Source organism: Ornithinibacillus scapharcae TW25, assembly GCF_000190475.1.
GTDB classification, from domain to species: Bacteria; Bacillota; Bacilli; order Bacillales; family Amphibacillaceae; genus Ornithinibacillus; species Ornithinibacillus scapharcae.
The window spans coordinates 20150-34315 of the sequence record NZ_AEWH01000063.1 but is presented as its reverse complement, the minus strand read 5'-3'; the positions used below and the strand labels follow the sequence as shown (position 1 = coordinate 34315).

Here is a 14166-nt window from a genome sequence, read left to right as displayed (position 1 = left end):
AAAAAAGGTGCTTAGGCTTGAAAGCCTAAGCGCTTTTTTTGTTAGATACGTGAAATCAGTTTATAAATTAGTTGATCTTGTCTAATAAGATATGATGAAAGTAATTGAAATTTAATGAGGTAGTCTCTATAATAGGTCTATCCTTATCATTCTAGTATACTAATATCATAATTTACTCGAGGTGCAAATCATGGAATTTAATATCGGCCCGCGTATGGTAAAGACGGGTCTTGCAGTTGCTTTAACATTAATTGTAACGGACATTCTCAACTTAGATTTAGAGATTGTTGCAGCTATTGCTGCAGTTTTGGCAATGCAGCCTTCCATCATGCGTTCCTACGCATATATAAAAGAGGTAGTAATTTCAAATACGGTAGGTATTATTTTTGCATTAGGTGGGTTTTTCCTAATTGGAAACCATCCTTTGTCTGTTGGAGCCGTCGTTATTATTTCAATTGCTATTAATATTCGCCTCGGTCTCAATAAAACTGTTAGTTTAACGGTATTAACGATTATTACGATGATGCTTGGAGGAGACGATGGAATTAACTATCTATACATCATTGAGAGACTTTCATTAGTTGCAATTGGAGTTTTCGCTGCATTTATTATTAATGCGCTTGTTATGCCACCTGATCATAAAAAGATACTTTTCGGGATGATTAAGAAAGCTGAGGACCAAACTAATTTCATGTTGAGAGTAATCTCAAACAAGACGATGAGTGTTCCACAAATGAGAGCAGAGGACAAAGACGCCGAGAAACTAATAAATGACGCTAAGAATTACTATGAGATTATTTCTGATGAGAGAAATCGCTTGTTTATTAGGAAACGGATTAGTTTTTTCCGTAATATCATTATTTATAAACACATGATACAGGTACTCAGTAAGAAGCATATTCTAATTCGTGAATTAGAAAAAAACTTTAATGAAGTTGAACTTATGCCTAATAATAAATCACATTATATCAATAAGTTGGTTCAAGAAATTAATGCTTATAGTGAAAATATATTCCTGTTATACGAGGATAAAATAATCTTAGATAAAGATCTGCAAAAAGAAACAAAGGCTGCTATGCAGGAAACCATTAAAAACCTCATTGATGAAATTCAAGGTGCTGAGTTTACAAAATGGGCAATTGTATTTCCTATTGCAAACAGTATTATCGAGTTGTATTCTGAATTAAATAAATTAGAACGCTTCGTGCGTTTTCAAGAGAATAAAGAGAAAATCTCCTGTTAAATGTATTGGGATACTTCAAAATTAATGGTCGTTTACCATATTGAAGTATCCTCTTTTTTGGTTGTAAGACTTATAGCGAATAGATTGCCTTTAAATACGTTTTTATTGTTGCAATTTCTAAGAGTGCTTGGGTCAACTCCTCTTTTCGAATTAGGACTGACAACTTGTTGATAGATTCTTGTATTCCTTCATATTCTTCTTCATCTCCAAGTAATTGGAGCTTCCAAAAATTGTCACTCACATACGTATTAAGCTCATTTAATAGAGCTATTGACGACTCCCAATCTTCATCAGTAATATAACCTTGCAATTCGTTAATCTGTTTAAAAAATTCATCACCAGCTATAGGTTCGTCTTCACAGCTTGCCAATAGGAATAACATACCAAATAAGAGCAAGTATTTTCGGTACATATTCATCCTCCAATTCTGTATGTTATTTCTAGATTGTCCAATACTATAAAAAGCTATTATCAAATAGAATAAAAGTTATAATCACGTTGTTGCTACAAGGAGGATCGAAATGCCCGAATTTCTATTGATTATGATTCGATCTGTCATTGCATTTGTACTACTTCTCGTTATGGCACGAATAATGGGGAAGAAACAAGTTTCACAATTAACTTTCTTTGATTATTGTGTTGGAATTACGATTGGATCTATCGCAGCAAGTATGGCAGTAGATCATAATATTAAGATTTCAGATGGTCTAACTGCATTACTTGTGTGGGGGCTGATTCCTATTATTCTAGGCTATATCGGCTTAAAATCAAAAACCTTTCTAACCATTACGGACGGAAAATCAGATGTTATCATTGAAAATGGAAAGATAATGGAAAAAAACTTAAAGAAGAATCAGCTAGCAATTGAAGAGTTGATGTTGCTATTGAGAGAGAAAGATATCTTTCATATTGATGAAGTTGAGATGGCTGTATTTGAAACCAATGGGCAGTTAAGTGTACTTAAGAAAACAGAGCTGCAACCGGTAACACCTAAAACTCTAGGCATACCAATAGAGCGGGATCATGGACCAACTATCATTATCTCGGATGGTCATATCATGTATAGAAGCTTGGAAAGACTAGGGTATTCAGAAGAATGGTTAGTAGCGGAAGTTGAGAAACAAGGAGCCAAAAACATGGAAGATGTTTTTTTAGCTCAAATAGATTCTAAAGGTAATGTATATGTAGACCTGTATACAGATGAATTAAAACAAGCAGTTGTTCAACAAAAACCCCTTGTCGCATCAACGCTTAAAAAGATACAGGCTGATTTTGAAAGCTTTGCTCTTCAAACAGAAAATCCAGTGGCAAAGAATATGTATACACAGCAGGCCGAAAACTTACAAAGCATTATTGAAAATATTAAACCATACTTGAAGTAGGATATAAGTTTTAGGAGGAAAACTTATGAAAAAACAGTTCTGATTACTATTTTGCTATCTATTATGTTGACTTGGAATTCCACCATCTATGGAATAGAAGAAATAAAAACAAGGTATCTTGGTATTGGGGCTTCTATTGAAGAAGTGGAACAAGCTACCTTTATGGTAGATACAGAAGGGAAAAAACAGGGTGAGGGATTTGTATACACACCTGATAAAATGAAATCGAAAGAAAACATAACATTTGAAGTAAGTCTAGAAGGAAAGAATAAAACAGTATTTCTGAAACTAGTAGAGACAGATGCTAATGGGAGATTTATAACGGAGCACACAACACCAATGATACTGTTAACGTCTGAATGGAAGAAATATAAGTTAAGCGCTAAGACTAGTGAAAAAACTGCACAAGTGGATGTTTTTGTTCTTACAGAAGAAGAAGAGCCTACTCAATTTAAATTTCGAGATGTTCAGGTGAAATAGAATTTCGATAGGAGTGCTAATCTGGGTCATTATCTATGTCTCCCCAGAAATTCGGTTTTTGTCGAAAGAAATAGAAAATTATCCCGATTTTTGCCTTTTAGTGTCTATTATATGGTATTATTTTACTATATCAGGAAAAATGGGGTGGAATTGTGGAGGTATTTGTTGCCAGACAACCAATTCTGACTAGAAAATTAGAGGTTTTTGCGTACGAGTTATTGTACAGGCAAAATAAACAGCAAAATCATATTAGTAACTTAAATCATGATTATGCCACCTCTGAAGTAATTAATAGTTTTTTGCAAATCGGTATTGATGTTCTTTCAGAAGGGAAACCTTGTTTTATTAACTTTTCTGAGAAGTTATTAGAAGGGACATTTCCTACTTTTTTACACCCAGAGTTGACAGTAATTGAAGTGTTAGAAACAGTTAGACCAACGAAGAAGGTTATAGAAAACTGTTTGAAGCTGAAATCAGAAGGGTATAAAATTGCCCTAGATGATTTTGAGCTTAGAAATGAAAATGAAAACTACAACAGATTAATCGACCTAGCCGATATTGTAAAGATAGATGTCCGATTAAGCAATCGTGAAGAACAATTAAGAATTATGAAAGCGTTAGAGGGAAGAAATATCGAGTTCCTAGCTGAAAAAGTAGAGACAAGGGAAGAGTATGAACAATGCTTAGAAGACGGATTCGCCTATTTTCAAGGATATTTTTTCAGCAAGCCTACAATTCTCTCCACCAATGATATTCCTGTACTAAACCATAACTTGTATGTCATTATTACGGAGTTATCTAAAGGTGAACCAGATATTGAGAGTATTAGCAGAATTATTGAATCCGATATTTCATTATCGATAAAACTGCTCCGATTATTAAACTCGCCAGCAATAGGACTTGTCAATAAAATTAAATCTATTAAACAAGCAATTGTACTTTTAGGTCTAGTAGAACTTAAGAAATGGATATATGTACTATCTTTACGAGAACATTTAGAAAGAACAGATCATCTGGCGGATGAAGTAATAAAACTCAGCTTAACAAGAGCAAAAGCAAGTGAACTCGTCGCTATTAATATTGGAAAGCAAAGTGAATGCTCGAGTTATTTCCTGACAGGTCTTTTATCGTTAGTGGAAACGATATACAGACAGCCTAAAGAACATATTATAAGCAAATTGCCACTTGATCAAGAGATCAAGGACACACTGCAAAGTAGAGAAACATCCCTTTTGCCAGTTTATAAGTTAATCTGTGCAGTGGAAAGTGGAGAATGGGAAGTAATGGAGGAAGTTCTAAGTCATTATGGATTACGAGTGGATACATTTAATGAGCTGTATAAGCAAGCATTACGCTGGGCAAAAGAAGTAGTTGAGGGTGTAACAGTACAGGATATATAGTCGTGTAGAAAGAAAAACTTTGTCTTTTAATCAAAGTTTTTCTTTTATGTTGTCAGACATTTTGTCGCAAAAAGGGACAATACACCTCGATAGGGGTGGGGCTTAATTTATGTCTGTATTATCATGTTTCCAATACGTATCCTCGCTACTCTTAGGACATTGTGGAAAGGTATCATCTTTTGAAAATTTCGCTTTGGCACCAGATTGGCAAATATAGTTTCCCGTTATTGGTACTCCTTGTCCTGTACGGTACTCACGTAACTGTTTATCCACGTTAACACCTCCAACTTGTAGTATTTCCAAAGTTTTTATGCTTAATCAATTTATTTAATCCTTCGTACACGGGTTGAGGATTCATTAAATAGTACGCTGAAGTATAGTTTTTACTTATCTATGGAAACTATAATTACTATTCTTAGAGGTGGTGGAATATATGAATAAGTATTTTCAGCATGAGTTAAAACAAAATGAAAATGGTGAATACGAAATCTTAATTTTTTTAGAAGATGATATGACAGAATTTGCAAGTGAATTAGGTAATGATACAGGAGAAACTAAGGATTTTGTCACTTCTGTTAGGGGGTTTATTCGAGAAAAGTATCCTAAGGTACGCGTTACAGTTGTGAAGGTAGTGATAGGTGGTCTAGCTATTACATCCATTCCACTCTTAGGTGGTAATATATCAAGTGTTGAAGCAGCAACTGCACCTACATCGTCACAGGTTTCTCAGGAGAGTTCCATTTACTATTATGTCTCCCCAGGTGACACGCTTTGGAGTATTGCTAGAAGTAATCAAACAACTGTTAATGACATTAAACAAGCCAATCACTTAATAACGGATGCGATAACAACAAATCAACGATTGATTATCCCAAAAACGTTTCATTCCGTTGAGAAAGGGGACAGTTTATACTCGTTAGCACAGAAATATGGAACTACAGTTGATGCAATTACAAGTGCAAATGATCTACGTACTTTTGTTGTGAATATAGGGCAAGTTTTAATTATACCAAAAAGTTTTGGTGAACAAGTGGTTACGGATAAAACAGAAGTTAACCAGTCTACTTATACCGTCTCAGCAGGCGATAGTCTATGGTCTATTGCTAATCGATTTGGTACAAGTGTTCATGCTCTTAAAACTAGTAATAATCTATCTTCCGATACGCTAAGTGTAGGGCAGAAACTTAGTATTCCTGCTTCAGAAACAGTCCAGGTTGATACTAAGGTCCCTTCTACTGAGAATATTCAGTACCAGGTGGTTGCTGGTGATAGTCTTTGGGGGATTTCTCAGAAATATGGTGTAAGTGTAGATGCAATAAGGAGTTCCAATAACTTAGATTCTGATAATTTACGAGTTGGTCAACTTCTCGTTATTCCTAAACAAGAAGCGGGTGTGCTAGTACCACCTCTCACCCCGGCAAAAGCCCCCGTAACTGCCAATTACACAGTTGTTAAAGGAGATACTTTATACAGCATTGCTAATCGGCATCATGTCACTGTAGATTCTATAAAGTCTGTTAATCAACTAGCGAGCAACAGTCTCTTTATCGGTCAAGTAATAAAAATCCCTGGTACAAACAGTATAGAAACAGGTGGCACGGGAATTACAACAGGAGAAGTTGGTCTACAGGAAGTTCAAGCTAGTCTGCAAAAATTAGGGTATTATGCTGTTCCAACTATAACAGGAACTTATGATAGCCCAACCACCACGGCCATTAAAAATTTTCAAGCTGACTATGGTCTAACTGTGACAGGGAAAATAGATTCTAAGACAACTACTGCAATAGAACATGCTGTTGTTAAGCAAGCATTAATTAAGGACACTAAAAATTATTTGGGAGTACCTTATTTATGGGGGGGAACAACACCGTCAGGGTTTGATTGCTCCGGATTTGTTTATTTTATGTTTAATAAACACGGGGTCGATATGTCTCGCAATACATCTGCAGGTTTATACAAACAAGGACAAGCCGTTTCACAATCTGATTTGCAACCAGGAGATTTAGTATTTTACTCTACTAGTGCAAGTGGATCCATTACACATGTTGGGTTCTATATAGGCGATAATCAATGGGTTTCAGCTACCAATTCAAAGGGTATTGCGATTTATTCTTTAGATAATCCTTATTGGGTAAAATATTATGTAGGTGCAAAGAGGATTTATTAGAGAATGGAAGATGGGCATTTGCTATACGATTAGCAAATGCCTATTCCAAACTTCCTATAAAGGACTTGTCATTACTTTAGATAATTTGCGTGGTATGGACTTTCTCGCTCTTCTGTTTGGACAGATATCCATTGCTCGGTCGTAAACTCATGTAAGGAACGGATACCCCCAAAACGTCCAATACCAGAATCTTTTTCGCCACCAAAAGCAATTAATGGTTCATCATTAACACTTTGGTCATTGACATGAATCATGCCAGTAACGATTTGTTTCGCCACTTCGACCCCTCGTTCAACTGACCCCGAGTGTACAGCGCCACTCAGTCCATAAGGGCTATCATTTGCTATCTGAATTGCATCTTCTTCATCTTTACATTTAATAACAGTAGCTACCGGTCCAAACATTTCATTTTGTGCAGTCGCTACTTCATTCGTACCAGTTAGTATATATGGGTATAGTACATTTCCATCAGCTTTTCCTTCTAAGACAACCTTGGCACCCTGTGATTTTGCGGTTTCAATGTCTCCTAGAATGCGTTCGACTGACCTCTTATTGATTAATGGTCCGATTAGGGTGTCTTTCTCTTCGGGATTTCCAACCTTTACTTTCTTAGTAAGGTTAACAAACTTTTCAACAAACTCGTCATATAATTTCTCATGAACAACAATCCGGTTAAGGGACATGCAAATTTGTCCGTTGTGCATAAACTTGCCAAACAAGGCGGAATTAACGGCACGGTCAATATCCGCATCTTCTAATACAATTAGGGCGTTATTACCGCCTAACTCTAGAATAGGCTTCTTTATTAGTCTACCACAGATTTCACCTATATGACGTCCAACCTCAGTTGAACCAGTAAACGAAATCACCCTTGGGACAGGGTGTTCCATCATGATATCCCCGACTTCTTTACGATTCGGTACGACAACATTAAATAATCCTTTAGGTATGCCGGCTTCCTCCATAATATTAGCAAGGATTGTACCACCTGTAACAGGTGTTTGACTATCTGGCTTTAATACCACACCATTACCAGTCGCAAGTGCAGGTGCGACCGAACGATGTGACAGATACATCGGGAAATTAAATGGTCCGATAATCCCAACTACTCCAACAGGTTTGCGATACAGCCGGTTTTCCTTTCCAGCGACTAATGATGGAATTATCTCACCACCCATCCGTAAGGGAAAAGATGCAGCTTCACGGGTAATTGCAATAACAAAATCGATTTCCACATTGGCTTTGATATAGGAAGATCCACTTTCTTTTATTAGCAATTCAACTAATTCTTCTCTTCTAGATTGAAATAACTGTACCGCTTTTTCCATGATGGAAGAGCGCTCAAATGGATTAACCTTTGCCCATTCTATTTGAGCCTTCTTCGCTGATTCATATGCCTCATTAATATCGTCAATACTAGCCGTCTTGAATTGTCCTAATATCTCTCCATTATAAGGATTATCTACCTTAAGCTCTGTATTTCCTGTACCATCTCTCCACTCGCCCGAAATATAGTTCTTGGTTAACTTGGAATAATTACTCATCTATTATCACTCCTAACTAGACTTATACTCCTAATTAGCGTACCCATTATTTAAAAACATAAGCAAAACTAGGGAACAAGAGGTAGCAGAGCTGGAAAAAGAGTTAAAGTTGAGGATGATGGGAGAATTTACGATAGAATAGCTGTTATTTGGTTATATCAGCGAATGCATTAATATATCAGTGATACTCCAGAAATATCAGCGAATTTTATGATATATCAGCGTTTCACCAGATATATCAGCCTATCTACTCTTATTATAATAATAAAAAATGGAGCAAAGGCTAACTTTGTAACCTTGCTCCATTTTTCTATTTGATTTGTCCATAGGAATTAACTTCAAATAAATCAATTAGCTCTATATCTTTATGATTATCTCTAAACCAATTCAGCGAAAATTCATTGCGGAATAACACCAGATAATTGTCATCACGGTCACGTACTAGTAAATTTCGATCATCAAATAGTGATTCTTTCACCTGATCTGTTTTCAACCAGCGAGGGATTCGTTCTCCAATAGGTTCAAAGAGTACTTCCACGTTGTATTCATTTTCCATACGATATTTAAAAACCTCATACTGTAATTCACCAACCGCACCTAAAATATACGATTCAGTACGTTTGTCTTTGAATAACTGAATAGCACCTTCTTGGACAAGTTGCTCAATTCCTTTTTTGAATTGCTTCGATTTCATCACGTTTTTAGCCATAACTTTTTTAAATACTTCAGGTGGGAATTTTGGTAACTCATCAAATTCAAAGGATGCTTTTCCTTCCAGCAGAGTGTCCCCGATTTGATAAGCATTTGGATCATAAATTCCAATGATATCTCCTGCATAAGCCTCGTCAATGGTATCACGTGATGATGCAACAATTTGCTGAGATTGAGAGAGTTTAAAAACTTTTCCTGTTCGTGATAATTTGACGCTCATACCTCTTTCAAATTTACCAGAGCAAATACGAACAAACGCTATACGATCACGGTGTGCAGGGTTCATATTAGCTTGTATTTTAAAGATGAAACCAGAGAAATCAGGATCATCAGGTGAAACGGTACCCTCCGTTGACCTTCTCGGCTGTGGAGCAGGGGATAGTTTGATAAACGTATCAAAAAAGTCGTTCACACCAAAGGGTGCAAGGGCACTACCAAAGAAGACAGGGGTTTGCTCACCGCTTAACACGGCATCCATTGAAAAAGTATCTCCAGCTTCGTCCAAGAGTTCCAATTCTTCTTTTGCTACAATAAACTCAGCCTTGTTCACCATATCTTGGTATACATCTTTTTCTAACTCAGAATATGGGATATGGCTCTCTGCTTCATTTCCATTAAATTTAATAAATTGTTCTTGAACACGATCAAAGATACCTAGGAAACGTTTGCCCATTCCAGCAGGCCAGTTCATGGGATATGTTTCGATCTCCAGAACTTCCTCAATTTCTTCTAAAAGCTCTAAAGGTTCACGACCTTCACGGTCTAGTTTATTGATAAAGGTAAAAATTGGAATTCCCCGCATACGGCAAACTTTAAAAAGTTTTATAGTTTGCGCCTCAATCCCTTTTACCGAATCAATAATCATGACCACACTATCAACAGCAGTAAGTGTTCTATAGGTGTCCTCACTAAAATCCTCGTGTCCTGGGGTATCAAGAATATTGACTTGAAACTCTTTATAAGGAAAATTCATCACACTGGATGTTACGGATATTCCACGTTGCTTTTCAATTTCCATCCAATCGGATGTCGCGAACTTACCAGATTTTTTTCCTTTTACCGTACCTGCAGAACGTATCAAATTCCCGTATAATAATAACTTCTCGGTTAACGTTGTTTTCCCAGCATCTGGGTGAGATATGATTGCAAAAGTTTTTCTTTTTGCTACTTCTTCTTTTATGCTCATAAATAATTCCTTTCCAATTAGAACTTACAAGGGTTTATCACCTTTTTTATAATACTATATTCCAAGCGAGTTTGCATAATTGTATATATAAGTATATTATTATATAGTTATATATACTTTGATTACGGGGGGGATTTGATGAAGGATACTGATGTAATGATGAATCAGGCAGCAGTAGTTTTGAAACTGCTTGGTGACAAGACCAGACTTACGATGTTGAAAATTCTTGATGTCCATGATTGCTGTGTCTGTGAATTTGTGGAAGTTTTTACTATGAGTCAACCATCTATTAGTCAGCATTTGCGGAAACTAAAGGATGTTGGACTTATTCAAGAGGAACGAAAAGGGCAATGGATTTTTTATTCGATGAACAAAAATAGCGTCCATTATACATTAATCCGTCCACTCTTAGAACAATTACCAAATCAATCGTACAAAATAAAAGAATTAGAGAGAAGCGGTAAACGAATTCTTTGCTGTTAAATGGAGGGAGTATTTTTGTCAGTAATGATGGTCATTCTAGCTTTATCAATTTTTCTAGCCACTATTATACTTGTCATATGGCAGCCTAAGGGGCTATCAATTGGGTGGTCTGCAGTAGGGGGAGCGACTCTTGCATTACTGGTTGGTGTAGTTACATTGGAAGATGTGGTGGAGGTTACCGGTATTGTATGGAATGCAACCTTAGCATTCATAGCCATTATACTAATATCATTAATTTTAGATGAAATAGGATTTTTTGAATGGGCTTCTTTACATATGGCTCGCGCTGCAAAAGGTAATGGCATCAAAATGTTTATCTATGTAAGTATATTAGGGGCTGTTGTTGCGGCGTTTTTTGCAAACGATGGTGCTGCCTTGATTCTAACCCCAATCGTACTCGCTATGGTACGTAATTTAGACTTTAAGGAAAAAATGGTCTTTCCATTTATCATGGCAAGTGGATTTATTGCGGATACCACGTCACTACCTTTAGTCGTAAGTAATCTGGTAAATATCGTTTCGGCAGATTTCTTTGATATTGGGTTTGTGGAATATGCTTCCCGCATGATTTTACCTAACGTATTCTCGTTAATCGCCACTATTGGAGTTTTGTTATTTTATTTTCGGAAAAGCATCCCAAGAAAATATAATTTGACTCATTTGAACGAACCGAAAGATGCAATTCGTGATAAAAAAATGTTTCAATTATCATGGTGCATATTGGGGATACTGTTAATTGGATACTTTATTAGTGAGTTTATTCAAATACCAGTTTCGATTGTCGCAGGTGTCATCGCTATATTCTTTATCATGATTGCGAGAGAGAGCGAGGTAGTAAATACAATAGCGGTTATGAAAGGTGCTCCTTGGAATATCGTATTTTTCTCGATTGGAATGTATGTTGTTGTATTTGGATTACGAAATGCAGGCCTAACAGATTTTCTTACCCATATCATCCAATTGGCAGCAGATCAAGGGCTATTTGTAGCAACGGTAAGCATGGGTTTTATCGCTGCGATACTATCATCGATTATGAATAACATGCCAACAGTTATGATCGATGCAATCGCAATCGCAGATACCAATACTTCTGGATTAATTCGAGAGGCACTTATCTATGCAAATGTTATAGGTTCCGATTTAGGTCCTAAAATTACTCCGATAGGTTCCTTAGCAACATTATTATGGCTACATGTTCTTTCACAAAAAGGAGTTAAAATCTCATGGGGAACATATTTTAAAACCGGTATATTGCTAACTATTCCGATTCTAGTTATTACACTTATCGGGCTTTATATCACATTGATTTTATTGTAAAGGAGAATCGATATGGCCAAGAAAACAATATATTTCTTATGTACTGGCAATTCCTGTAGAAGCCAGATGGCTGAAGGTTGGGCAAAAAAACATTTAGGCGAGGATTGGGAGGTTAAAAGTGCTGGCATTGAGGCACATGGACTTAATCCTAATGCTGTAAAGGCTATGAAAGAAGTAGGCATCGATATATCGGAACAAACTTCAGATATTATCGACCCAACCATTCTCAATAACGCTACCTTGGCTGTTACATTATGTGGAGATGCAAAGGATAAATGTCCTGTTACGCCTCCACAAGTTAAAAGAGAGCATTGGGGATTTGACGACCCTGCAAAAGCAGAGGGGACAGATGAGCAAAAATGGAAAGTGTTCCAAAGAGTTCGTGATGAGATTGGCGAACGAATCAAAAAATTTGCTGAAACGGGGCAATAAGTAAATAGTAAAGGGTAGACTTGTTAAAGGAGTCTACCCTTTTTATGTATAAGTAATTGTTGACATTCGTTTCATACTCCGATAAACTTAATTCAACAAAGTTGAACAGAATGACACAAAATTGAATAAGCTGTATTATCAAGAATATTTATATACGGTTTAAATCTAATATGATATATGAAAGCGCCTTCATTATTTATTTGATTCACTCTAGTAATAGGAGGGAGTAATGGTGAGGAAATGGCCTAGTTTTGTTCAGTTAAAAGAAGTTGGACCGCGTGACGGTTTACAAAATGAAAAAGAGTTTATTTCAACTGATGATAAGGTTGCATGGATTGATATGCTCTCCAACTCAGGTGTACGTGAAATCGAATATTCTTCCTTTGTTAATCCAAAATGGATACCAGCATTAGCGGATGCAATGGAAGTTGGAAAAAGGATAAATCGAAATCCTAATGTACTTTATTCTGCTCTTGTTCCTAATATGAGAGGGCTAGAGAATGCTTTAGAAGCTGGTATCGATGGTGCGTCTGTCTTTATGTCTGCAAGTGAGACACATAATCAAAAAAATATTAACAAATCAATCGAAGGCACATATCCCATTTTGACTCAAGTAATAAGAGAAGCAAAACAGGAAGGCAAAAAAGTAACAGGGTACATTTCTACTGTCTTTGATTGTCCTTATGAAGGCAAGATTTCGACAGAGCAAGTTATCCGTGTGTGTGATCACTTAGTGGAAGCAGGCGTGGATGATATTTCACTAGGGGATACAATCGGTTCGGCAGTTCCTTCTCAGGTGGAAATGCTACTAGAAGAAATATTACAGCGGTATCCGCAAGAGAAAATCATTATGCATTTTCATGACACGAGAGGCATGGGGGTTGCTAACATTTTGACATCTATGCAGTTCGGGATTACAAGATTTGACACTGCTATTGGAGGCCTTGGTGGATGTCCGTATGCCCCAGGTGCAGCAGGAAATGTTGCTACCAATGATGTACTTTATTTGCTTCATGGATTAGGAATCGGGACAGGAATCCAAGAAAAGAAGATTCAAGATGCCTCTATATTTATCCAAAGTAAACTAGGAAAGAAGCTTCCTAGTCGTTCGTTAGCATATATTGAAGGTACAGCATAAGTTGAATAAAAGGGAGTGTGATTTCTAATCGCATTCCCTTTTTAAAATTTACAAAAAAATCATAAAATTCAAGTCTTCCGTATGATAGTATAGATTAGAAATAGAAGAGTGAATAATTGGGGGGAATTGGCAATGCGAAATATTCGCCTTTCAGAAAAAATTCTACTGCTCGGTTATGGCTTAATTTTAATTTTTATGATTGTTCAAGATTGGGTCCCACTAGGTATACTCAACGATGTTGAAGCAATTCAACAAGATAGAAAAACTAGTGAACTAATGGTGGTTACATTGATTGGGGTCTTGCAGGTATGCCTATTTATCTTTTTAATAATGCTGTTCATGGGGAAAAATTATCCCTTCTTGATTAAAATGTGGTTAGTAATTCATCCAGCCTTTATTTTAGGTGGAGCATTAATGAGTTGGTGGTTACCATATTTATTCGGAATAGGTGCTGAAGAGAAGATTGAGCGGTACACGTTAATGTTTGGAAACACTCATGCGTTTCTTCCTGTTATGAATGGAATTGTACCGAATACGCTACATACAATATTTCATTTTACTTTATTAATTTGTATACTGCTTTCTATTTATATTTTTGTAACGAAACCAAAATTACCTAAAAATAATAAGCAGAGAGAAGCTAGCTAATTCGTTAGTTCTACCTTTATCTTGACGTTCCATAA

Annotated in this window: 14 protein-coding genes; 10 read left to right on the top strand and 4 right to left on the bottom strand. The window is 36.3% G+C overall.

The features are described from left to right. Window positions 1–190: 190 nt before the first annotated feature. Window positions 191–1243: an FUSC family protein gene (locus G5W_RS0117650; protein WP_010098715.1), complete on the top strand. Its 1053-nt coding sequence runs from the start codon at window positions 191–193 to the stop codon at window positions 1241–1243. A gap of 70 nt (window positions 1244–1313) precedes the next feature. On the opposite strand, the gene G5W_RS0117645 is transcribed toward G5W_RS0117650, so the two are convergent. Next, a complete protein-coding gene (locus tag G5W_RS0117645) occupies window positions 1314–1655 on the bottom strand; it encodes a DUF4363 family protein (RefSeq protein ID WP_010098713.1) in 342 nt (113 codons plus the stop codon). Between the two features lie 109 nt (window positions 1656–1764). On the opposite strand from G5W_RS0117645, the gene G5W_RS0117640 reads away from it, so the two are divergent. The 3 genes from G5W_RS0117640 (at window position 1765) to G5W_RS0117630 (ending at window position 4505) form a co-directional block, all read left to right on the top strand. Beyond that, complete coding sequence (locus tag G5W_RS0117640; protein WP_010098712.1) at window positions 1765–2625, top strand: DUF421 domain-containing protein; 861 nt, start codon at window positions 1765–1767, stop codon at window positions 2623–2625. A 63-nt stretch (window positions 2626–2688) separates the two neighbouring features. Beyond that, the gene (locus G5W_RS0117635) at window positions 2689–3105 is read left to right on the top strand and encodes a hypothetical protein (protein ID WP_138919086.1); all 417 of its coding nucleotides are present in this window, start codon (window positions 2689–2691) and stop codon (window positions 3103–3105) included. 152 nt (window positions 3106–3257) lie between these two features. Continuing rightward, a complete protein-coding gene (locus G5W_RS0117630; RefSeq protein WP_010098707.1) occupies window positions 3258–4505 on the top strand; it encodes an EAL and HDOD domain-containing protein in 1248 nt (415 codons plus the stop codon). Window positions 4506–4607: 102 nt separating this feature from the next. On the opposite strand, the gene G5W_RS23995 is transcribed toward G5W_RS0117630, so the two are convergent. Next, on the bottom strand, window positions 4608–4778 hold the full coding sequence (locus tag G5W_RS23995) for a hypothetical protein (RefSeq protein ID WP_010098705.1): 171 nt from the start codon (window positions 4776–4778) through the stop codon (window positions 4608–4610). A 160-nt stretch (window positions 4779–4938) separates the two neighbouring features. Here G5W_RS23995 and G5W_RS0117620 point away from each other — a divergent pair, with 160 nt between their 5' ends. Continuing rightward, complete coding sequence (locus tag G5W_RS0117620) at window positions 4939–6672, top strand: C40 family peptidase (RefSeq protein ID WP_010098702.1); 1734 nt, start codon at window positions 4939–4941, stop codon at window positions 6670–6672. A gap of 71 nt (window positions 6673–6743) precedes the next feature. On the opposite strand, the gene G5W_RS0117615 is transcribed toward G5W_RS0117620, so the two are convergent. Then, complete coding sequence (locus G5W_RS0117615) at window positions 6744–8216, bottom strand: aldehyde dehydrogenase family protein (protein ID WP_010098700.1); 1473 nt, start codon at window positions 8214–8216, stop codon at window positions 6744–6746. 310 nt (window positions 8217–8526) lie between these two features. After that, window positions 8527–10113 (bottom strand): peptide chain release factor 3, encoded by a 1587-nt coding sequence (locus tag G5W_RS0117610; RefSeq protein ID WP_010098699.1) that lies wholly within the window; start codon window positions 10111–10113, stop codon window positions 8527–8529. Window positions 10114–10251: 138 nt separating this feature from the next. On the opposite strand from G5W_RS0117610, the gene G5W_RS0117605 reads away from it, so the two are divergent. The 5 genes from G5W_RS0117605 to G5W_RS0117585 all read left to right on the top strand — a co-directional run bounded on the left by G5W_RS0117605 (window position 10252) and on the right by G5W_RS0117585 (window position 14131). Next, window positions 10252–10596, top strand: coding sequence for an ArsR/SmtB family transcription factor (locus G5W_RS0117605; protein WP_010098698.1), 345 nt, complete (start codon window positions 10252–10254; stop codon window positions 10594–10596). Between the two features lie 24 nt (window positions 10597–10620). Then, the gene (locus G5W_RS0117600) at window positions 10621–11913 is read left to right on the top strand and encodes an arsenic transporter (protein ID WP_033445757.1); all 1293 of its coding nucleotides are present in this window, start codon (window positions 10621–10623) and stop codon (window positions 11911–11913) included. 12 nt (window positions 11914–11925) lie between these two features. Further along, window positions 11926–12345, top strand: a complete 420-nt coding sequence (gene arsC / locus G5W_RS0117595) for an arsenate reductase (thioredoxin) (protein WP_010098696.1) — start codon at window positions 11926–11928, stop codon at window positions 12343–12345. Between the two features lie 232 nt (window positions 12346–12577). Continuing rightward, window positions 12578–13483 carry a hydroxymethylglutaryl-CoA lyase gene (locus G5W_RS0117590; RefSeq protein ID WP_010098694.1) on the top strand — a complete coding sequence of 302 codons (906 nt, stop codon included), beginning with the start codon at window positions 12578–12580 and terminating at the stop codon, window positions 13481–13483. Window positions 13484–13615: 132 nt separating this feature from the next. Beyond that, window positions 13616–14131: a hypothetical protein gene (locus G5W_RS0117585; RefSeq protein ID WP_010098693.1), complete on the top strand. Its 516-nt coding sequence runs from the start codon at window positions 13616–13618 to the stop codon at window positions 14129–14131. Window positions 14132–14166: the final 35 nt, after the last annotated feature.

What these genes read in the sequence shown, in the direction of transcription:
- G5W_RS0117600 (WP_033445757.1), top strand. Translation starts at nt 10,621, where the DNA reads ATGATGGTCATTCTAGCTTTATCAATTTTTCTAGCCACTATTATACTT.
- G5W_RS0117645 (WP_010098713.1), bottom strand. Translation starts at nt 1,655, where the DNA reads ATGTACCGAAAATACTTGCTCTTATTTGGTATGTTATTCCTATTGGCA.
- G5W_RS0117635 (WP_138919086.1), top strand. Translation starts at nt 2,689, where the DNA reads ATGTTGACTTGGAATTCCACCATCTATGGAATAGAAGAAATAAAAACA.
- G5W_RS0117610 (WP_010098699.1), bottom strand. Translation starts at nt 10,113, where the DNA reads ATGAGCATAAAAGAAGAAGTAGCAAAAAGAAAAACTTTTGCAATCATA.
- G5W_RS0117620 (WP_010098702.1), top strand. Translation starts at nt 4,939, where the DNA reads ATGAATAAGTATTTTCAGCATGAGTTAAAACAAAATGAAAATGGTGAA.
- G5W_RS0117605 (WP_010098698.1), top strand. Translation starts at nt 10,252, where the DNA reads ATGAAGGATACTGATGTAATGATGAATCAGGCAGCAGTAGTTTTGAAA.
- G5W_RS0117640 (WP_010098712.1), top strand. Translation starts at nt 1,765, where the DNA reads ATGCCCGAATTTCTATTGATTATGATTCGATCTGTCATTGCATTTGTA.
- G5W_RS0117650 (WP_010098715.1), top strand. Translation starts at nt 191, where the DNA reads ATGGAATTTAATATCGGCCCGCGTATGGTAAAGACGGGTCTTGCAGTT.
- arsC (WP_010098696.1), top strand. Translation starts at nt 11,926, where the DNA reads ATGGCCAAGAAAACAATATATTTCTTATGTACTGGCAATTCCTGTAGA.
- G5W_RS0117615 (WP_010098700.1), bottom strand. Translation starts at nt 8,216, where the DNA reads ATGAGTAATTATTCCAAGTTAACCAAGAACTATATTTCGGGCGAGTGG.
- G5W_RS0117585 (WP_010098693.1), top strand. Translation starts at nt 13,616, where the DNA reads ATGCGAAATATTCGCCTTTCAGAAAAAATTCTACTGCTCGGTTATGGC.